This is a genomic window from Sulfurimonas sp. (assembly GCF_029027585.1).
In the GTDB taxonomy this organism is placed as follows: Bacteria; Campylobacterota; Campylobacteria; order Campylobacterales; family Sulfurimonadaceae; genus Sulfurimonas.
This window is the reverse complement of sequence record NZ_CP093397.1, coordinates 2,293,459-2,314,819: the sequence shown is the minus strand read 5'-3', so window position 1 is coordinate 2,314,819 and position 21,361 is coordinate 2,293,459. Positions and strand designations below refer to the sequence as shown.

Annotated in this window: 17 protein-coding genes and 1 pseudogene; 6 read left to right on the top strand and 12 right to left on the bottom strand. The window is 31.9% G+C overall.

The window, feature by feature from the left end:
• Position 1: 1 nt before the first annotated feature.
• From MOV50_RS12075 to MOV50_RS12065, 3 genes are all read right to left on the bottom strand, one after another.
• Positions 2-706, bottom strand: coding sequence for a DUF2461 domain-containing protein (locus MOV50_RS12075; protein ID WP_321778151.1), 705 nt, complete (start codon positions 704-706; stop codon positions 2-4).
• Positions 707-716: 10 nt separating this feature from the next.
• Positions 717-3,839, bottom strand: coding sequence for a cytochrome c biogenesis protein (ccsA, locus tag MOV50_RS12070; RefSeq protein WP_321778150.1), 3,123 nt, complete (start codon positions 3,837-3,839; stop codon positions 717-719).
• A gap of 61 nt (positions 3,840-3,900) precedes the next feature.
• Positions 3,901-4,608, bottom strand: a complete 708-nt coding sequence (locus MOV50_RS12065; RefSeq protein WP_321778149.1) for an SIR2 family NAD-dependent protein deacylase — start codon at positions 4,606-4,608, stop codon at positions 3,901-3,903.
• A gap of 162 nt (positions 4,609-4,770) precedes the next feature.
• Here MOV50_RS12065 and MOV50_RS12060 point away from each other — a divergent pair, with 162 nt between their 5' ends.
• Genes MOV50_RS12060 through MOV50_RS12050 form a run of 3 tightly spaced genes read left to right on the top strand, consistent with a single transcriptional unit; the run spans position 4,771 to position 7,815 of the window.
• Positions 4,771-6,054 carry a diguanylate cyclase gene (locus tag MOV50_RS12060; RefSeq protein WP_321778148.1) on the top strand — a complete coding sequence of 428 codons (1,284 nt, stop codon included), beginning with the start codon at positions 4,771-4,773 and terminating at the stop codon, positions 6,052-6,054.
• Positions 6,051-6,350, top strand: a complete 300-nt coding sequence (locus MOV50_RS12055; protein ID WP_321778147.1) for a hypothetical protein — start codon at positions 6,051-6,053, stop codon at positions 6,348-6,350. Before MOV50_RS12060 ends, MOV50_RS12055 begins: the two co-directional genes overlap by 4 nt.
• A gap of 4 nt (positions 6,351-6,354) precedes the next feature.
• Positions 6,355-7,815, top strand: a complete 1,461-nt coding sequence (locus tag MOV50_RS12050; RefSeq protein WP_321778146.1) for a sensor histidine kinase — start codon at positions 6,355-6,357, stop codon at positions 7,813-7,815.
• Here the strand turns inward: MOV50_RS12050 and MOV50_RS12045 are convergent.
• The 9 genes and pseudogenes from MOV50_RS12045 to dnaE form a co-directional block, all read right to left on the bottom strand.
• The gene (locus MOV50_RS12045; protein ID WP_321778145.1) at positions 7,799-8,086 is read right to left on the bottom strand and encodes a DUF2249 domain-containing protein; all 288 of its coding nucleotides are present in this window, start codon (positions 8,084-8,086) and stop codon (positions 7,799-7,801) included. The genes MOV50_RS12050 and MOV50_RS12045 overlap by 17 nt on opposite strands.
• Positions 8,067-8,423, bottom strand: a complete 357-nt coding sequence (locus MOV50_RS12040) for a hypothetical protein (RefSeq protein ID WP_321778144.1) — start codon at positions 8,421-8,423, stop codon at positions 8,067-8,069. Before MOV50_RS12040 ends, MOV50_RS12045 begins: the two co-directional genes overlap by 20 nt.
• Positions 8,424-8,487: 64 nt before the next feature.
• On the bottom strand, positions 8,488-8,877 hold the full coding sequence (locus MOV50_RS12035) for an ATP-binding protein (protein ID WP_321778143.1): 390 nt from the start codon (positions 8,875-8,877) through the stop codon (positions 8,488-8,490).
• Entirely contained in the window at positions 8,808-9,476 is a 669-nt protein-coding gene (locus MOV50_RS12030) for a histidine kinase dimerization/phospho-acceptor domain-containing protein (RefSeq protein WP_321778142.1), read from the bottom strand. Before MOV50_RS12030 ends, MOV50_RS12035 begins: the two co-directional genes overlap by 70 nt.
• Positions 9,477-9,482: 6 nt before the next feature.
• Positions 9,483-10,556, bottom strand: coding sequence for a M18 family aminopeptidase (locus MOV50_RS12025; RefSeq protein ID WP_321779674.1), 1,074 nt, complete (start codon positions 10,554-10,556; stop codon positions 9,483-9,485).
• Between the two features lie 20 nt (positions 10,557-10,576).
• The gene (locus MOV50_RS12020) at positions 10,577-10,741 is read right to left on the bottom strand and encodes a hypothetical protein (protein WP_321778141.1); all 165 of its coding nucleotides are present in this window, start codon (positions 10,739-10,741) and stop codon (positions 10,577-10,579) included.
• A gap of 86 nt (positions 10,742-10,827) precedes the next feature.
• Positions 10,828-12,112 (bottom strand): annotated as a pseudogene (locus MOV50_RS12015) (NCS2 family permease).
• A gap of 2 nt (positions 12,113-12,114) precedes the next feature.
• Positions 12,115-13,743, bottom strand: coding sequence for an adenine deaminase (ade, locus tag MOV50_RS12010; protein ID WP_321778140.1), 1,629 nt, complete (start codon positions 13,741-13,743; stop codon positions 12,115-12,117).
• A 56-nt stretch (positions 13,744-13,799) separates the two neighbouring features.
• The gene (gene dnaE, locus MOV50_RS12005) at positions 13,800-17,405 is read right to left on the bottom strand and encodes a DNA polymerase III subunit alpha (RefSeq protein ID WP_321778139.1); all 3,606 of its coding nucleotides are present in this window, start codon (positions 17,403-17,405) and stop codon (positions 13,800-13,802) included.
• 693 nt (positions 17,406-18,098) lie between these two features.
• Here dnaE and MOV50_RS12000 point away from each other — a divergent pair.
• Genes MOV50_RS12000 through MOV50_RS11990 form a run of 3 tightly spaced genes read left to right on the top strand, consistent with a single transcriptional unit; the run spans position 18,099 to position 21,321 of the window.
• Entirely contained in the window at positions 18,099-18,269 is a 171-nt protein-coding gene (locus tag MOV50_RS12000; RefSeq protein ID WP_321778138.1) for a symporter small accessory protein, read from the top strand.
• Positions 18,269-19,909, top strand: a complete 1,641-nt coding sequence (locus tag MOV50_RS11995; RefSeq protein ID WP_321778137.1) for a sodium:solute symporter family protein — start codon at positions 18,269-18,271, stop codon at positions 19,907-19,909. The genes MOV50_RS12000 and MOV50_RS11995 overlap by 1 nt, the downstream gene beginning before the upstream one ends.
• Positions 19,910-19,923: 14 nt before the next feature.
• Positions 19,924-21,321: an OprD family outer membrane porin gene (locus MOV50_RS11990; RefSeq protein ID WP_321778136.1), complete on the top strand. Its 1,398-nt coding sequence runs from the start codon at positions 19,924-19,926 to the stop codon at positions 21,319-21,321.
• Positions 21,322-21,361 lie beyond the last annotated feature (40 nt).

Genomic DNA, 21,361 nt, shown 5'->3' with positions numbered 1-21,361 from the left:
ATTAATTATTTTCCTTTTTCACTCTCAAGCTTATCTCATAAACAACTTGCTGTAACTCTAACATATCTTCATAGATGCTATAAAGTGTATTTATAAACTTTTTTCCATCTATTATGAGTTTTGGGTCTAGTATTTTATATGTTGCCATACCTTTGTACAGACTAAGATTAGCATCTGGCATCTGTGCATTAAAACCTCTTGGGTATCTTTTATAGCCCTTTTCTATGCACTTGTAACCTTTAGCATCAAGGCTTTGAAGTAACTGTGCTAGACGCTCTCTTCTTTTGTCATCTTTTATATACTCTCGGTAAGCATCTAGCATAGGCTTTTCAAACCATCTAACACCAACTGCTACAAAAAGTTCATCAGGGGAAAAGTGAAGGTAAAAATGTGAACTCTGCATTCTGCTTCCGTTTCCTTGCCAAAAAATCATGCCAATGCGATGTTTTAAAGGCACTTTTATAGCACCCATTCTTCTACTATCTCGATAGATGCGAAAGAGAGATTTGTTTATTTTAGGTGAAAAGTTTATAGTTGGTTCTAGGGCTTGTAGATGTTCACCAAACTCCTCTACAAAAGCTCTTGAAGGATTTAAGATGAACTCTTCATACTCACTTCTATGAGCTTCAAACCACTCTTTGTTGTTGTTTTTACGGATAGACTCTAAAAAGGGAAGAGTTTTTTTACTAAAACCTTTAAAGTCCATTTTTCTTAACCTAAGCTATCTTTCTATTTCTAAACGCTACTAAAACGAAAACAAAAATAATTGCGTAAGTTATAGGAACAAAATCAGGAACAGGAACTGGGTCACCTTTTGCGTAAGAGTGAAGTCCAGCAAGATAATAGTTCACTCCGAAATAAGTCATAATCACTGAAGAGTACGATAAAAGAGAAATAACTGCAAAGTTAAACTCACTATATATAGACTTTATAAACCTTAGATGCACAACAACAGCGTAAACTAAAATCGTTACAAGTGCCCATGTTTCTTTTGGATCCCAACCCCAGTATCTACCCCAAGATTCATTTGCCCAAACACCACCTAAAAAGTTTCCGATGGTAAGTAAAACAAGACCCGCCATCAAGCTCATCTCATTTATAGCATTTAACTCTTTGATTGATAAACCTATATGTTTTTGGTTATTATCTGTCTTAATCATAAATAATAAAATAACGATAAAGCCTAAAAGAGCACCAAGACCTAAGAAACCATAACTAGCAGTAATTACAGCAACATGTATGCTTAACCAGTACGAATTTAAAACAGGAACAATATTTGTAACTTGAGGATCCATCCAGTTTAGATGTGCCACAAATAAAATCAAACCTGTTAAAATAGCAGTAGATGCCATAGTCATAGATGAGCGTTTTGAGAAGATGAAACCTGCTAAAAGTGTTGCCCAACCTATATATATCATAGACTCATAACCATTTGACCAAGGAGCGTGACCAGAGATATACCATCTCAAACCAAGACCAAAAGTATGTGCTGCAAAAAATACAATCAATAAACCTAGAGTTATTTTTGAGTAAATTGCCAAGTTAAACTTTGGTCTTATGATTTTTACAAAACTAAGAACTAAAAGGATGAACCCTAGTAAAAGATAAAAAGGATAAAGTGATTCAAAGATATGCGCTTTGTTGTAAAAAACCTCTGCTTTTATTCTATCTTGAGATGGGTAAACTTGTGCTCCATAAAATTTTTGATATTTCTCTAGTTTTAAAATAGCCTCATTTGCCTCACTCCAATCTCCACTACCCAAAGCTTTATCAATAGCTGTAAAATACTCAACAGCAACACCTCTTAGTCGTTCTCCATCAGCAGAAGTAAAAGTTTGAAGTGCTTCTATGGTTGGGTACCATTTGTTACTTTCATCATTTGGTTTTGGCCAGATTCTCATCAAAGCACCAGTGTAAACAGAGTAAGAAATATTTACTCTTTCATCAATTTTTAAAACAGCTTTATCTAACATATTTCTATATTTTGGCTCTTTCCTAACCGCTTCATCAACAATTTGAGCTAGTTTATAACCTTTCATTTTATCGGGGTTCATAAAAAACTGAGCAAAAGAAGCATACTTAGCATCTTCACTTGTACCGATAAGTTTATTTATATCTTTGTTTTTTGTATAGATGATTTTTATATCGCGATAGGCATCTGGCTTTACCATCATCCCAAGTATAACTTGATTTGAATCTAGTTTATACTTTCCAACACTAATATTTGAACCTCTATAAATTTTTGCTAATATTTCAGTTGAAAGTGTATCCATTGGCTTCATTCTACCGCCACTATCTTGTATTACAAGTTCACCAAATTTTTCAGCATGTGCTTTATCAAAAGAGATAATTGTTTTTATAGTTGGGTTTAAATCATCTGCAAAAGATGGAGAGATGCTAAAGAGTAAAGCAAAAGCCATCAAACTTCCAAGTGCTTTTTCATCAGCCGCTTTTTTAGCTCGTTTTGCTAACTGTGCAAATCTATTTTTCTTAGAAAACAAAGACCAAAGCATACCTAATGCTAAAAGAAAATAACCTATATATGAAGGAAGCGTTCCCGGGTCGTTGTTTACTGAAAGAACTGTTCCTTTTTCATCTCTATCATAAGATGATTGGAAAAATCTAAAACCACGATGCTCCAAAATATTATTCATATAAATTCTATATGGCATCTCTATATTTTGCTCTTTATCTATAAGAACGACTTCACTAGCATAAGATGCTGGACTCATAGACCCAGGGTATCTGTCTAACTCAAAGTCTAAAAGTTTTACTTCAAAAGGAATAGTTAGTTTTTTTGAGCCATATGAAAGATGGACATCAACGCCATTTATCTCATTATGATACTCTTTTGCCATTCTTCCAGATTGTCCATATATAAGAACATCTTGTGAAACATCTCCAACTTTTATATTAAACCTAAGTGCATCTATACCTGGTCTTTGTGCAGACGCATTTGGATTTGAAACGATTTTTCTCTGTGCATGAACATAAAAGTTACGAAGGACAAAACCTCCACCAGCAGTAGAAAACAGCGTTCTAGTTGTAAAAGGCTGCTTTTCATTAGCATCTAAAACACCTTTTGAATTATCATCCATCTTTAAAAATGTAAGTGGCATGTTATGTTTCATAAAAAATTTATCATCTTGAACAAAAACAGATATTGTCATTTTATCAAATGATTTTCCTGAGCCAAAATCTAAAATAAAGTTTTCACTCTCGTAAAACTGACCTTCGATAAGCGTAATTGGCTCACCTTTTCCACTTCCTGTTACCATCATAGATGCCATTGCTTTGCCAGTTTTAGACTCAACTGTTGTTTCAACCGCATCTGGAATATACTCTATCATTTCAACGCTAACTTTTTTACCTTCTATTTCAAGTGAAGCATTTACATTATTTGTAAGTCGTTTTGAAAGGTACAAAGTTTGTTGTGATATCACATGTTTATCTCCCACTTTAGCATCTACTGTAAAGTAAGTATCTGAACTTATCATAGTCGAAGAAGTAGCACCTTCACGAATATGCATAGTTCCCTCATATCCAACATAACGAGTAACCGCAGCACCAATTATAATGATAATAAAAGAGATATGAAAAATAAAAATAGAAGCTTTTTTAAGAGTGTACATTTTATAGTTATATATATTTAACATAAGGTTCATCGTTAAAAACAACATTAATATTTCAAACCATCTAGCATTATAAACATCTGCTTTGGCAGTTATTGTTCCGTAATCATTCTCAATAAATGTTGCATAACCAATAGCAAAAGCAAAGAGTGACATAAGAACTGCCATTGTTTTCATAGATCCAAAAAAAGATAAAAGTTTTTTCATAAATATAGCCTTTAAATAAAAAAGCTATTTTAGTGAAAATAAGCTAATAGAGGCTTAATAATTACAACTCTTCTAAAAATTCTTCTATATATTCAGCTATCTCAGCTATTGCATCTGTTGCTTTTGCGTAATATACTTTAGTAAAATAACTATCATCTATTGCTAGACTTTTTTCTAGGTTATTTAATATTGATTTGTCTGTAAGTTGTGCAAAGTATGTCACATCTAAAACATTTCCACTTGTTCCAATTATTACTATTAATTCACACTCATTTAGTTTTTGAGTAAGTATCTGATATTTTGGTGCCGCTTCTCCAAAAAACACGATATTTGGTCTTAGTTTTGAGCCACACGATGGACAAACAAGAGAAAATGAGTCTTGAGTTTTATAGCCAATATCAAATATCTCATCACAATCTCGACATCTAAGCTCTTTTAAAAAACCATGAAGATGTATAATTTCATCACTTTTCATACCAGCCTTTTCAAACAAATCATCTACATTTTGAGTAAGTACTGCTATATCCTTGGGGTATTTTTGTTTTAACTCTACTATAAGTTGGTGAGCATAGTTTGGTTTTTTATCTTTTATATCTTCTCGTCTTTCATCATAAAACTTTTTTGTACCTTCTTCATTGGTATCTAAGCAACCTGTTGTACAAACATCTTCTATGCGGTGATTTTCCCACAGTCCATCGCTATCTCTAAAAGTAGAGATGCCAGACTCAGCACTTATTCCAGCACCTGATAAAATTAAAACTTTACTCATAAAAAATCCTTTAAACAATATAACTAATTAACTTTAAAATAGATTTAGAATCATTTTCATTTCGATACTTTTAATAATAAAGATAGATAAAAATTAATTTTAATAAATTAATTTTATTTATAGTTAAAAATAGTTAATGTAAGATAAGTAATAGGAAGTATTATGGACAGTTACAAAGAAAAAATAACAATTCTTTATGTTGAAGATGAAAAAGATATTTTAGAAGGTTATGCAAAAGCACTTAGTAGAGTTTCAGACACTCTTTATACTGCTCAAAATGGACTTGAAGGCTTAGAGCTTTTCAAAAAGCATCTACCAAATATAGTTATCACTGATATTAAGATGCCTATTATGGACGGTTTAGAGATGGCAAAAGAAATCAAAAAGATAGATGCAGATGTAAATATAGTCTTTACTACTGCTCATAGCGAAAGTGCTTATCTTTTAGAAGCTATAGAGCTTCATGCAGAAGGGTATTTACTTAAGCCTGTACAAAAAAAATCACTTCAATCTTTAGTGCAAAAACTCTCTAAAAGAATTATGCTAGAAAAAGAAAACAAAGAACAAAGAGATATACTTCAACACATCATAGACTCAGAAAATAGTATGACAGTTATCACTAACACTACTAATGTTTCATTTGCAAGCACCTCTTTTTTAAACTTTTTTTGTGTTTCGGGCATGGATGAATTTCAAAGTAAAATTCATACTTTTTTAGATATATTTAGTGATGAAAATCAAATCATAAACAAAAATAATATTTTAGCAAGTTCACAAAACAACATAGATTTTTATAAATTTATTCAAAAAATTGATGAAACATCAAGAATAGTAAAATTAAAAAATTGTAAAAATAATATTAAATCATTTTTTATAAATATATCCAAAATTAATGATATAAATTATTTGATAAACTTTACTGATATAACAAAATTAAGCCAAGAAAAAGAAGCTACTGAAAAAAAAGTATACAAAGATTCTCTTACGGGTGTAAGTAATAGAGAAAAATTTGAAGAAGTTTTTGAATATGAACTTACTCAATCAAAAAGGTACAATAGAGAATTATCTCTTGCAGTTTTGGATATAGATTATTTTAAAAACTTTAATGATAAGTTTGGTCATCTTGTAGGTGATGAAATATTAACAATGCTCAGTCAAAATATAGAAAAAAACAAAAGAGAAAGCGACTTCTTTGCAAGATGGGGAGGAGAAGAGTTTGTTATACTTTTCACAAGTACGAACTTAGAAATTGCTACAAACCTTACTGAAAATTTTAGAAAAATAATACAAAATATGAAACACAAATCAGCAGGTGAAGTAACAGCTAGTTTTGGACTAAGTTCATACAAAGAAGGTGATACCAAAGAGTCTATATTTAAAAGAGCAGATGACGCACTTTATGAAGCAAAGCATAGTGGTAGAAACTGCTTAAGAAGTATCGTTTGATACTAAAATTAAAATTTGTTTTAGTTTTTATTGTTTTAATATTTTCAATATATTATATAAATACTCTTAATCGTGAAACTCTTATAAAAAATGAACTAAATGAAGCTTTAAAAGTACTCCAAACTAACTTTGACATTACCCTAAACCATAACACAATAGATGTTAATGCCATGGATTATCTTTTCAAACGCAATCCAAAAATTATTGATATAATGTCTAAAGCGACAACGGCTAATGAAGAGCAAAGAGCAAAATTAAGAAAAAATTCTTTACAATTATCTATATATAAAATATGAAGCTATGAAAATGAAAGGTGTTCTTCAGTTTCAGTTCACACTTCCAGATAATACGACATTTTTAAGAATGCACAGAGTTGATAAGTTTGGAGATAATCTTAGCCAAGTTAGATACACTTTAGTTTATACTAACAAAACATACAAGGCAAGTTCTGGGTTTGAACAAGGGAAAACTGCACACTCTTTTAGAAATGTTTTTCCTCTTTTTGATGCAAACAAAAGATATATAGGGTGTTATGAGATATCTTTTAGTTCTAGAGTAATGCAAAATAACTTAACAAATGTAAATAAAATATACTCTCACTTTCTTATAAAAAAAGATATGTATAATACTAAAACATTGAGTAAAAAATATCTACTTTTAGACTATAAACAAAGTATAGAAAATGATGGTTATATGTTTACATCTACACACAATGAAGATAAAATAGATACAGATGACTTAGCAGAATATATAATTAAACCTAATAAAAAATTAATCAAAAAAAATATGAATAATCAGAAAAAATTTGCATATTTTAGTGTATATAAAGATAAAGCACAAATTTTAGCATTTTTACCTATTCAAAGTATAAAAAATAAAAATACATCAGCATATATAGTTTCATATACTGATTCAAAACATATCATAAATATTCTTTTACAATATAAGCTTATTAACTTTTTTTCATTCATTATTTTCTCAATAATACTATTTTTATTGTATAGGATTATAATAACAAAAGTTTATCTTCAAGAAGAAGTAAAGAAACAAACAAATGAACTTATAAAAAAAGATAAAATCATGCAAGAACAATCAAAACTTGCTGCGATGGGAGAGATGGTTGGAGCTATCGCACACCAATGGCGACAACCTTTAAACTCTTTAAATATACATATACAAAACTTAGATGATGATTATGCAGATGGGCTAATAGATGCTGAGTTTTTAGACTCTTTTATACTTAAGCAAACAAAAACAATGAACTTTATGAGTAAAACAATAGATGATTTTAGAAACTTTTTTAGAATAGATAAAATTAAAAAGACATTCAGTGTTAAAGAAGCTATTTTTACTACAATTTCAATTCAATCCGCTCAACTAAATAATTCAAATATAACTATAAAAGTTTTAGGAGAAGATTTTAAATTAACTACTATTGAGAGTGAATTTTTACAAGTTATATTGAACTTAATAACAAATGCCAAAGATGCTTTGATAGAGAAAAAAATAGTTCAAGGAAAAATATTTGTCTTTTTAAACAAAAACAAGATAATTATTAGTGATAATGCAGGTGGAATCGATAAAAAAATAATTGAAAGAATTTTTGAACCATACTTTACAACCAAAGAGCAAGGCAAAGGAACAGGAATGGGACTTTATATGTCAAAAATGATAGTTGAGCAAACAATAGATGGTGTTCTTAGTGCCTCAAACAATAAAGAAGGAGCAGAGTTTACAATAGTGTTTAACTCTCTATCTTAAAAGTAATTTTAAACTCTCCATCTTCTAGTTCCTCTGCTTCATGCGATATAGTAAGTGGGATTCTTTGGTAAAGTGGAAAAGGCTCATGAAAGAAAAAACCTACAAGTCTATCTGTTTTACTTTTTAAAAGACTCAAACCTCTAATGGTATTTACCATAGGTTCTGGTGGCTGACACTCTCTTGCATCAAACTCATAAATAGTAAGTCCATCTTCTTCATAAGATTTAAAGGGCAATGTCACTCCTTCTACTTCAACTAACTTTTTGCTCATAACTTAACCCTTTTTTTGCTGTATATACATAACTATTGTAACTATGGCTCCATTCAAAATATTTTGAAATTTTTTCAAAAGCTTTTAGGACAATAGTATCATGACTATCATGATTATAAATGGTTATAGGAGTGTGATAGTACCTGTTATATGAGTCAATGGGATGCATTAAAACATCTTGCCAAGAGATTTCTATCTTTCCATCGTATGGCTCAAATGGAACAGTAGAAATAATAGTTTTATTTGTAACCTTGCATCTAAAGTGGCAAACGACATAGAACCTATCTATTTTTACAAACTCTAAAAGAGATGTTATATCTTTATGGTTTATTGACATTCATAAAACCCTTAAATAAATTATATTGAACAAAAGCAATTTTTATACCAACCTTAATCAAATATTATATAGAGATTTTTATCTCAAAACATTTTCTTTGGCTTTTTAAAATATTTACAGAGCCATTATGTGCCTCAGCAATCTGCCTACAAAGTGTCAAACCTAAACCATTGCCTTTTACTTTTGTACTTTTAAAAGCTTCAAATAAATCTTGTTCACTCTCTATATCGACGCCTGTGTCATAAATATGAAAAACATGATACTTCTTATCACATTTATAAATAATCTCAATAACACCATCTTCATTATCATCAAGTTCAATAGCATCTATGGCATTTGCGATAAAGTTAGAAAACAGCATCTCTAAAAGGTCTTTATCGGCACTTATTTTAAAATCATCTTGAGGAAAAATAAAAGAGATTTCTTTAGAATAGCCATAATAGCCAATGGACATATCAATAGAATTTTTAAATCACTCCACATAAATGATGACTTTGCAACTTCTACACCCTTACTAAACATAAGCGTTGCTTTTATAATTCTGTCTATGCGATAAACGGACTTTTGTATCTCTTCTACTATTGGGATATTTTCAGGAATAACACGCTTTTTAAGAGTTGAACTAAGCAAAGAAATAGAACCTATAGGATTTCTTATCTCATGGGAAAGATGCGCTGCCATCTGTCCCATTGTCGCAAGGTTTTCTTTTCGTTTTTGTTCAGTTATATCGATAACACTGAACATCATTTTTTCTTTATAATTTGAACTTTTTACAAGATAAGACAAGGAGTTAAACTTTATCTCATAATCATCATCTTTAAACTCTAAAAGTTTTAACAACTCCCACAAATCTCTAGCTTTTGAGTTTTGTAAAAATACAGTATTGTCATGATTTACAATCCAGATTGCATTTGGCAAGAACTCAACAACTTTTTCAACAGTATCTTGTAAATGAGCATAAGAAGCTTTTAGTTCATTAAACTCTTTTTCAACCTTGTAAGTTTGTTCTATTAAAAGGTTTAACTCTTGTGGTGTTACTGCTTGATTTGACATAATTGTCTATACTCCAAAATTAACTAAAATTTTATAAAGAGAATGAGCGTCATCGCTTCCCGCTAACTCTCTTATAGAATGCATCGCAAAAGTAGGAAGCCCAACATCAAGAGTATCAATACCGAGTCTAGTTGCAGTTATTGGACCTATGGTAGAACCACAACCCATATCACTACGAGTTACAAACTCTTGTAAAGGTTCGTCGATAGAGTTTGCCACTTTCATAAACTTTGAAATAGTTTTAGAGTTAGATGCGTATCTTTGATTTGCATTTACTTTTATAACTACACCTTTGTTAATTTTTGGAGCATGATTTGAGTCATGTTTAGATGCATAATTTGGGTGAATAGCATGGGCATTATCACACGAAATCATCAATGAAGTTCTTAACATTTTCATATATTCATCATAGTCGCCAAACATTCGCTTTAGAGTATTTTCTAAAAAACTACCCCCTGCTCCACTTGTAGATTCGCTGCCAACTTCTTCATGGTCACTTGCAATAAAAAGCATAGGTTCAGTTGCATCTACACTACAAATACTTAACATTCCAACATAACAACTAAGAAGATTATCTAATCTTGCACTAGCTATAAAATCATTGTTTAAACCCACATAAGAAGCTTTTTGAGTATCATAAAAACTAAGTTCATTTGCGTAAAGTTCTTTTACATCTAAAATATCCAACTTTGAGAGTTGCCATTTTAAAAACTCCTCAAACTCAAAATCATCATTTGTACTTAAGATAGGACAAATATCTGTTTGTTTATTTACAGTTCTTTCTTTGTTAGCTTTATCATCAAGATGAATCGCTAAAGACGGGATAATTGCGATAGCTTTTTTCACATCGATAAGTGCATCTTTTATTTCATCTTTTGAGTTCAAATATGAAACACGCCCTGCAATAGACAAATCTCTATCAAACCAAGGATTTAAAAGTAAACCTCCATAAGACTCCACTCCAAACTTCACAACTCCATGCTCTTTTATCACAGGATTTGGTTTTAGTTTTACATTCGGTGAATCCGTATGAGTTCCAACCATAGTATAATCACTGGCATCTGGATATGTAAAAGCAATAATACTAGAATCATTACGAGTTACAAAATACTTTTCACCTTTTTAAGTTCCCACTTTTTCTCTTCTAAAAGTTTTATAAACCCAGCATTTTCAAACATCTGTGACATGTTTTTCGTTGCATGAAAAGGAGTAGGAGATGCATCTAAAAATCCTAAAAGTCCTTCGTTAAAATCTTCTTTGTTCATTCTTATACCAATCCTAATTAATTTTCAAGTTGATTTTATCATAATTGGCGGTGCTTTTTTCTGATATAAAAATGCAACTATTGCATCTACAATACAAAAAATACAAAGATACCAACTATAGCCAATATACCCATAGCAGGAGAAATCTCTTTAATTTTACCCTCTATTATGGTTACAAAAGCATATACTAAAGCACCAAGTAGTAAACCATCTGTTATGGAGTATGTTAGTGGCATTCCCATAACTATGAAAAATGTACTATATTTTATGGCTTTATTTTTGTAGTCTATGTTTTTAAGTTCTTCAAACATCATAATACCGATAACAATCAAGATAGGATATATCGCATTTGATGGAATAGATTGAAAAAATGGAAGTAAAAACAAAGGCAGTATAAACAACAAACCTACAAACAATGGCACTAAGTCCAGTTCGTCCACCTTCTTCAACGCCTACAGCACTCTCTATAAATGAAGTTGTGCTAGTTACTCCAGCAAGACCACTAATCATTGTTGAAATTGCATCTGCTTCTATAGTTTTTTGTAGAGGAACTGATTTTTTACCCTCAAAAAGATTTGCTCTCATACCGACACCTACAAGTGTACCAAGAGTATCAAATAAATCAGATACTAAAAATATTAGGATTATTGGGACCATTGATAGTGTCAATGCAGACATGATATCTAACTCAAAAGCGATAGGTGCCATAGATGCTGGCATTGAGAATATCTCTTTTGGAAGTTCTTGTATGCCTAGCATCCAAGCAACAGCAGTTGTTAAAACGATAGAGAGCATAAAAGCACCCTTAAACTTTTTAACTGTAAAAAAGATAGCTAGGACTAAACCAAGTAGAGCAAGTAAAACTTGAGCATCGTAAAGATTTCCAAGTGTTACAAGCGTTGCTGTAGAATCTACAATAATTTTAGTTTGTTCAAGCCCAATAAAAGCAATAAAAGCACCAATACCAGCTATTACAGCCCTTTTTATATCCATAGGTATAGTCTCTATTAGCCACCTACGAATAGGTGTGACACTTATGATAATATATAAAATACCTGAGATAAAGACTACACCTAAAGCACTCTGCCATGGGATACCCATACCTTGTACAAGTCCAAAACTAAAGTAAGCATTCAAACCCATTCCCACACTCATCGCTATTGGTGTATTTGAGTAAAAACCATTTAATATAGACGCAAAGATAGTCATAAATATAGTTGCTGTTACGAGAGCATCATAAGGCATACCTGAAGCACTAAGTATAGAAGCATTTACTGGTATGATATATAACATTGCCATAAAAGTAGTTGTTCCTGCTGTTATCTCTGTTTTAATATCAGTATTATTCTCTTTTAGTTTAAATAGGTTCATAATTATGCTCCTTTTGAACAAGTTGGTATAAAGTGAAATTCTCTACCATCAAAAAGTCCTTTATCGCTTAGTTTAATTTCTGGAATAACTAAAAGTGCCATAAATGAAAGTGTCATAAATGGTGCAGATAGAGTTGAACCAAGAGAGTTTTTTACAAATGAATCAAGTTCTTCATACTTTTTAGCAACTTCAAATGCATCATGATTGCTCATAATTCCAGCTATTTCAAGTCCAAGATGCATACTTTCATCACCATTAACAATACTAATCCCACCCTTTGATGCCACAAGTAAATTAACTGCTTTAGACATCTCTTCCTCACTACACCCAACAACTATGATATTATGAGAATCATGGGCAACAGATGAAGCAATGGCACCTTTTTTAAAATCAAATCCATTCACAAAGCCAATAGCTGGTGTGCTCACTTCATAACGATTTATGACTGCTATCTTTAATATATCTTCATCAATATCTACATTAAAATTTCCATATTCATGCGTATGATACTTTTTCTCTTTTGTAAATAGTTCATGGTCTATAACTTGAATAACCTCTATCTCATCACACCCAGATTCAAATATGAAATCTGTAGCTTTAGATTTTTGTGCATGAAAATTATTTATAGGTTCGACTCTAATGGAATCTATAAGAGTTTTTGAGTTTTCATATACAACTTCACCATTAATATAAGTTCGCACAACTTCAAAACTCTCCAAATCCTTTACCTCTATAAAATCAGCATTTTTTCCAATTTCCAAGCCTCCAATATCTAGCTTATAATGTTCTTTTGGGTTAATACAAGCAATTTTTAAAACATCGAAGAGGTCATAACCATGTGCTATGCTTCGCACGACTAATGAGTTTATATGCCCATCTAAGAGATCATTTGGATGTTTATCATCTGAACAAAACATCAGTCTATTAGAGTAAGATTTTATAAGTGGAGATAAAGCCTCATAATTTTTTGCAGCAGAACCCTCTCGTATAAGTATTTTCATTCCAAGCGAGAGTTTTTCTTTAGCTTCATCATAACTACTAGCTTCATGATCTGTAGATATACCAGCATCTATATACTTTTTCAAATCATCACCACTTAAAAAAGGAGCATGACCATCTATAGGAATATTCAACTCTTTTGCTGCTTTGATTTTTGCCATTATCTCTGGCTCATTCTTTACAACACTTGGGAATGCCATAACCTCTGCTAAATGATTTAATTTTGGATTTTTAAGTAATTGCTTAACTGAAGTTATATCGAGTGTAGCACCACTAGTTTCAAAAAGAGTAGCAGGCACGCATGGAGATACACCAAAATTGAAGTGAAAGTTTACATTATTAGCATTTTGGAGCATAAACTCAACACCCTCAATACCCAATACATTTGCAATCTCATGTGGATCTGAGACAGTTCCAACAGTTCCATGTCTAACAGCAAGTCTTGCGAATTCAGATGGAATTAGCATTGAACTTTCTATATGAATATGAGCGTCAATAAATCCAGGGAGTATAAAAGTTGAAAAGGATTCTTTGACTTTAGTGACTGAAACAATTTTTGTATTTTCTATCTCAACACAAGCCGGAAAAATAATTCGACTATTTATATCTATATAATTAGCTTTTATTATCATTTTTGTTTTATCCTAATCATATGTAAAGTATTTTTATTAGCTTGCATCAACTATAGTTACCTTAAAATATCCACAGCCTCATTACCCTCTAAAGCCATTATAATATTAGTATCTACTCTTATGGCTGATTCTATTACAACATTTTGAAGTTTTGAGATTATTGTTAGTTTGAGAGGTCTTCTACCTGGATTTTGTCTTATGAGTCTATATAAATCATCTAAAACATTTGTATCACTGTCTAACTTTACAGCCAAGTTTATTGCTTCAGGAGGGGCTTCTCTTACCTCTGTTTTTACTTTTTTACACTCTTTTTTTGCATCTCTGAGTGTCATAATTTTAGTAACACCTATGCGTGTAAACATCTCGGTATGAGTGATTTTAACTTTAAAAGCAACAGGTTCATCAAGGTTCATCTCTCTTAGTTGTTCCAACTTATCGCTAAAAAGCATTATCTCTATGTTCCCATGAAAGTCCATCAGGTTTACTATGCCAAACTGATTTCCTTTTTTAGAAATCTTATTTTGAATATCTTCAACTTTCCCTATAAATATAGCAAAAGAGCCATCTTTAATGGTTTCTAGTTCTGAAGAAAGAGAGTAGTTTAGCTCATCAAGTTTTTCTCTATACTCATCAAGAGGATGTCCTGAAACATAAAATCCTAAAGTGTCTTTTTCAAACTCTAAAATTTCTTTTAACTCATACTCATCTGAGTTAACAAGAGAGAGTTTTACAGTAGTTATTTCCTCATCATCTCCAAACAAACTTCCAACTGCATTCTTTTTAGCAGTAGATGCGTCTTTAGCTGTATCTACTATGAGTTCTAATTGGTCAAGAAGTGCTTTTCTCGAAAATCCGAATCTATCAAAGCCACCTGATTTTATACTTGATTCTATAAAGCGCTTATTTACTTTTGATGGGTCTATTCTATTTACAAAGTTCTCCATTGAAGTGAACTCTCCATCTTCTTCTCGAGTTTGAATAATGGACTCAACAGCCGAACCACCGACTCCTTTAATCGCGCCCAAACCAAATAAAATAATCTCTTTATCATTTTTTGTAATAGCTGAAAACTCTAAATAAGAATCATTAACATCAGGAGGAGAAAGTTCTATGCCCATTCTCTTAACTTCATCAATATAGCGAACTACTTTGTCCATATTATCTTTATCAGATGTCAAAAGTGCTGCCATAAACTCATTTGGATAGTAAGTTTTTAACCATGCCGTTTGAAAAGTAACCATAGCATAAGCTGCTGAGTGAGATTTATTAAAACCATATCCTGCAAACTTTTCAATAAGGTCAAAAAGCTTAGATGCCTCATCGTAGGGGTGTCCTTGTTTTGCAGCACCTTCACTAAACTCTGCATTATATGTTGCCATATCTTTTTTCTTACCCATAGCACGACGGATAATATCTGAATATCCAAGGCTAAATCCACCAACATTTTGAACAATTTGCATAACTTGTTCTTGGTAAACAATGACCCCATAAGTATTTTTAAGAATGGGTTCCATAATATCAAAAGTATATTCAATTTTCTCACGACCATGTTTACGCTCAACAAAACTATCAAGCATCCCAGACTCCATAGGACCAGGTCTATAAAGTGCAAGTACGGCAATTAAATCCTCAAAACTATCAGGTTTAAGTCGTTTGTTCAAATCTTGCATACCAGAAGACTCTATTTGAAACATTCCTACTGTATCTCCACCACGAATAACTTCATATACTTTTTCATCATTTTCATCTATTTTATGCCAGTCTACCGTTTTGTCATATCTTCTTTTTATAAGTTTTTTTGCATTGTCTATTACATCAAGAGTTTTTAAACCAAGAAAGTCAAACTTGATTAAATCAACATCTTCAAGATAATTTAGTGAATACTGAGTAACAAAAGTATCTTCTCCTGAAGGTTTATAAATAGGTGTTTTTTTCCATAATTCTTCATTTGAAATAACAACACCAGCAGCATGAATTCCTGCATTTCTTTTTAAACCTTCAAGCTTTTTAGCAAACTCCCAAACTCTCGCGGCATTTGCATCTTCTTTTAAGAGTTCTTGTATCTTAGGCTCTTTTTGAAAAGCTCCATCTATAAACTCACCTTTTTTCATCTTTCCATTTAAAGTTATTCCAAGCTCATCAGGAATAAGTTTTGCCATTTTATCGGCTTGAGAAAGTGGCATATCTAAAACTCTTGCAACATCTCGTAAAACCCCTTTTGCTAAGAGTGAACCAAAGGTTATGATTTGAGCTACTTGATTTCTACCATATTTTTGTACAACATAATCTATTACTTCCCCTCGTCTAGCCTGCATAAAGTCCATGTCAATATCTGGCATCGATACTCGTTCAGGATTTAAAAAACGCTCAAAAAGTAAGTCATACTTCATAGGGTCTATATCAGTTATGTCTAATGAATATGCTACTAAACTACCAGCCGCTGAACCACGCCCTGGACCAACAGCGATGCCTTTTTCTTTTGCCACCTTTACAAAATCCCAAACAATAAGCATATAGCCAGGGAATTTCATAGAGTTTATAATCTCCATTTCAAACTCTAAGCGTTCTCTATACTCTTCGTGTTTTTCCTCTGCTACATGCTTTAGTCGTTCTTCTAACCCAACCTTGCATCTATAAGTAAAATACTCCGCGTCATTTTTATCTATGGCACTAAACCAAAGCTTTTTTTCTTCTTGTGAGGCATCTGGACTTAACGGTTCATCATCTGTGTGATTTATTTCTAAGCCATCCTTCGTAGCATACTCTGGAGTAAATTTAAAATTTGGAGGAATCGGGTCACCTAACTTTAGCTCTAAGTTACATTTTTCAACTATCTCCTGAGTGTTTGCTATGGCTTCAGGAATATCTGCAAAAATTCTAGCCATTTGCTCAGGTGATTTTAAGTAAAACTCATGAACAGAATGACGCATACGATTTGGGTCATCATATAGTTTATTCATACCTATACACATAAATGCTTCATGATACTGTGCATCGCCTGGAAAAGTGTAATGCGTATCATTTGTAGCTATTATTTTAATATTTGTTTCTTGTGCGATTTTCAAAATATTGTTATCAATAAAAAGTTGGTCACCAATACCATGACGCATAAGTTCAAGGTAAAAATCATCTCCAAAAATCTCTTTATATTCTAATGCAACAGCTTTTGCTCCATCATAACCTAAGGCTCCATTTCTTACATTTTTTTCATTTGCAAGGTTTAGATGCCAGTTTACCTCACCTTGAAGACAAGCAGAAGTACAAATCAAACCCTCACTGTGAAGTGCTAACTCTTTTTTATTTATACGAGGAAAGTAGTACATTCCTTCTATATAAGCCTTTGAAGAGAGATACATAAGGTTTTCATAACCCTTTTGATTTTTAGCAAAAAGACAAATATGAAAACGCTGTCTTGTACTTTTGTCGTTTAGAGTTTCCCCGTTATGTATGTAACCTTCCATGCCTATGATAGGCTTTATTCCAGCTGCTTTCATCTGCTGATAAAAGTCTATGGCACCAAACATATTTCCATGGTCAGTCATAGCAACAGAAGTCATTCCAAGCTCTTTTAGGCGTGGTACTAAGTTTGAAAGTTTGTTCGCTCCATCAAGAAGAGAATACTCTGTGTGTAGATGCAAATGTGTGAAAGGTTGTACGCTCATAATAAAAGCCTAATGTATGTGAATTATTAAAAAGATTATAGTGGATTTGTCTTAATATGGAATGAGTTTTAAAATTAGCTACAACTTACCTCTAAATGTTTGGTCTAAAATTGAGGCTTTTAAAGCTACTAAATTTTTCATCTTTTCTTTTTGAGATAGCATCTAGTTATGTTAGGCTTAATGAAAATACAGGGGTCTAAATAATCATTTTTTCTTACAACTGACTAGATAATCATCAACCATTTTCAACTTCAAACTTTTAGTAAATCCATTATGTATTTTAAGTAGCTTTTTCATCGGAGAAAATACTCTACCATCTATAGCATTTGTTGTAAGGTAAATTTGTTCTCAAACTTTTATAAGCTGATACAAGTTTTTGATGAGTAAATGATTCTTTTATAGCATACTTTCAAGTACTTTTTAGACCCCTGTATTTTTCATTAAGCCGTTTTTTTTTGTTAAGAGCTAATTTGCTTGGGTTTTTAGAGGTGCCCTCAAAAGTAGCAATTCATTACTTTAAGAACAGTTTAAAAAAAAATTATAACTTTTTATATTACTTTAATATTAATTTATGCTTAACTTTGTAATAATTGAAATAACTTAAATGTCAATATATATTTATTACAATAATTAGAATATTAATATTTAAAAATACATTATTTGTGAAATATCACCAATAGTTAAAGGTAAAGTATGGAATATTTTGATTTTGGAATCAATCTGGCTTTTTTACTTATAATAGTTAGTACTTTGGCAAGTGTTATCTATGGAGTAATAAATTGGAATAAAGATGGATATGTAAAACCACCTGCTCATGTTAAAGAGTGGAACAAGACTGAAAAAAACATAGAGGATGAACTGTAATGGGTGCTTTTGAAAATATAATTATCATTCTATACTTAGCAGTTTTGGGTTACTTAGGCTTTAAAGGTTATAAAGATACTAAAAATTCTACTGATTATCTTATAGCTGGACGAGATACACATCCTTTTATTATGGCTCTTAGTTATGGAGCTACTTTTATCTCAACGGCAGCTATTGTTGGTTTTGGTGGAGTTGCAGCTTGGCTTGGTAACTCACTACTTTGGCTTACTGTTTTTAATATCTTTGTAGGTATTTTTATCGCTTTTGTATTTTTAGGAAATCCTACTAGAAAAATGGGGTATCGTTTAAATGCACACACTTTTCCAGAGTTACTTGCAAAAAGATTTGACTCTAAATTTATCCAAATCTTTGGAGCCGTAATCATTTTACTTTTTATGCCTCTTTACGCAACAGCGGTTCTTATTGGTGGAACACAATTTATAGCACTTTATTTTGGAGCAGATTATCATCTATCTCTTTTAGTATTTTCTGTAATCATAACAGCTTATGTAATTGCAGGTGGTCTTAAAGGAGTTATGCTCACAGATGCTCTTCAAGGAACCATAATGTTTGTAGCGATGGTAATTTTAATGGTCGTTACTTTTGACTCACTTGGTGGAGTAACTGCTGCTTTTACAAAACTAGAGCATGTTTGGCAAGCAACAGTTATAGACCCTCTCGCACAAATTAGTATAAAAACTTTAAAACCTGGTTCACCTGATTTTATGATGAAATTATCCCTTCTTTGGGGATTTGAAGGTTGGAATTCTATGCCTGTGTTTATGAGTAAGGGTTGGTTATTTGTTATCACAACTATTACTATGGGTGTTGGTATTGGTGTTCTTGCTCAGCCACAACTTATTGTAAGATTTATGACTGTTAAGAGTAAACAAGAGCTAAATCGTGCAGTTCTTATTGGCTCGTTATTTATAGTTGCTATGACTGGAATTATTTTTATTGTTGGTGCGCTTTCAAATGCTTGGTATTATGAGTTTAACGAAGGTAAAAATGCACTTCAAAGTGCTGGTTCTATTGGTAAGGTTATACCTCACTTTATAAACACTGCGATGCCAAAATGGTTCGCTTTTATCTTTTTGTTTGCTCTTGTATCTGCAGCTATGAGTACACTTTCTTCTCAGTTTCACACCATGGGAACAGCAGTCGGTCGTGACCTTTTTGAACAACTAAGCTCTAAAAATCACAACTCCATAACTGTTACAAGATTAGGCGTAGTTGTGATGATTATCTTCTCGGTAAGTCTTGCTTATGCCTTTGATGATCAACCAGCAATTATTGCCCGTTCTACTGCTATATTTTTTGCTCTTTGTGCTAGTGTATTTTTACCTAGTTTTGTCGGTGGCTTATTTTGGAGAGGAATGACAAAAGCAGGAGCTATTAGCTCTATGTTAGTTGGTTTATCAGTTTCAAGTTTTTGGCTTCTGTTTGTTCACTTTAAAGAAGCAAAATCTCTAGGAGTTAGTAAAGCTATTTTTGGTAAAGATTCACTCTTAAGCGGAGATATTATCTTTGTAGATGCTTTAATAATTGCCTTACCTCTATCTATATTAACCGCAATTATAGTGTCATTAATGACTAAAAAATTAAATAAAGCACATCTAGAGAAGTGCTTTAACGACTAAAAAAAGGAAAATAGATGAAAAAAATTAGTTTGGTATTAGCAACTCTTTTAACTGCTAGTGTAAGTTTGTCAGCAGATACAATAAAAGAAGCTTTTGAAAATGGAAAAGCAAGTGGTGAGTTAAAAGCTTTTTATATAAACCGTTCGTATGATTGGGGAAGTGGTTTTGGTAAAAACCCTTCTCAATATACTAGAGATGGACTATCAGTTGGTGGGCATCTAGGCTACAAAACTGGTAAATATTATGGTTTTGATGCCGGTGCTACTTTTTATACTACAAACAAAGTAGATAAGAAGTCTGAAAATGCTTATGAAAATGACAATACTCTCTTTGGTCAAGATGGTGGAGGTTATAGTGTACTAGGTGAAGCTTACATCGGTTACACAGCAGGAAAAACTTCTGTAAAGTTTGGACAGTTAAGTATCAACACTCCCTTTGCTGCTCCAAATAACTTTAGAATGTTACCAAATACTTTTGAAGGTCTAGTTATCAAAAACAATGACATTAAATCTCTTGGTTTTGAGTTAGGTCACATAAATAAAATCCAAACAAATGGATTTGCTAATTCTGTTCCTGTTGCAAACGGTGTACTAAATCCGAATAGTTCACTTACAAGATTAAGCCTTATTTACGGTTTTGGTCCAGGGTACAAAGTAGGAGAATTTGCAAAAATTAGTGATGTTTATTTAGGAACTACTAGTACAAAAAGCACTATGGGTATGACTTATGCAAACATAAACTACACAGGTGTTAAAGGTTTAACTATCTCTATTTGGGATCAATATATTCATGATATTATGAATATAGTAATGGCAAAAGTTACTTATAAAACTAAACTTGGAAGTGTAAAAACTTTTGCATCTGCTTTTTACACAAAACAAAATAGCGCTGGAGACAACCTTTTAGGAAAATCTTTTGCTGTTGGTGGAGTTGATAAAGATGTAGATTCAACACAATACGGAGCGATGTTTAAAGCTGGTCTTTCAAATGGTTTAGGTATTGATTTAAGATATGTAAACACTCCTGCAAATGAAGGTAAAGTTTTAGATGGAGCAATCATAAATGCTCTAGGTGGGGCAAATCCTTTCATTATTTCTCAAGGGGCTTTACATGCCAACTTAGGAGATACAGCTTCTTATATGATAGGAGTTGATTATCAGCTAAAACAACTTACAGGTTTAGACTTATTAGCAATGGTAAAGTATTTTCAATATGACATCGGCAAATATAATGGTTATCAAAGTGGATATTCTTGGCAAACTAAAGAAGTAGATTTAGACTTTATATATAAAGTAACTAAAAACTTCAAACTAAGAGCAAGAGCAAACTTTCCAAAAAGTTGGGTAGATACAGGTGCATCAAAAACAATGAACTTTACTGAATATCGTTTAATTGCATATTACAGCTTCTAATATTAACATTTTACAATAATTGTATAAATTTACTTTAATT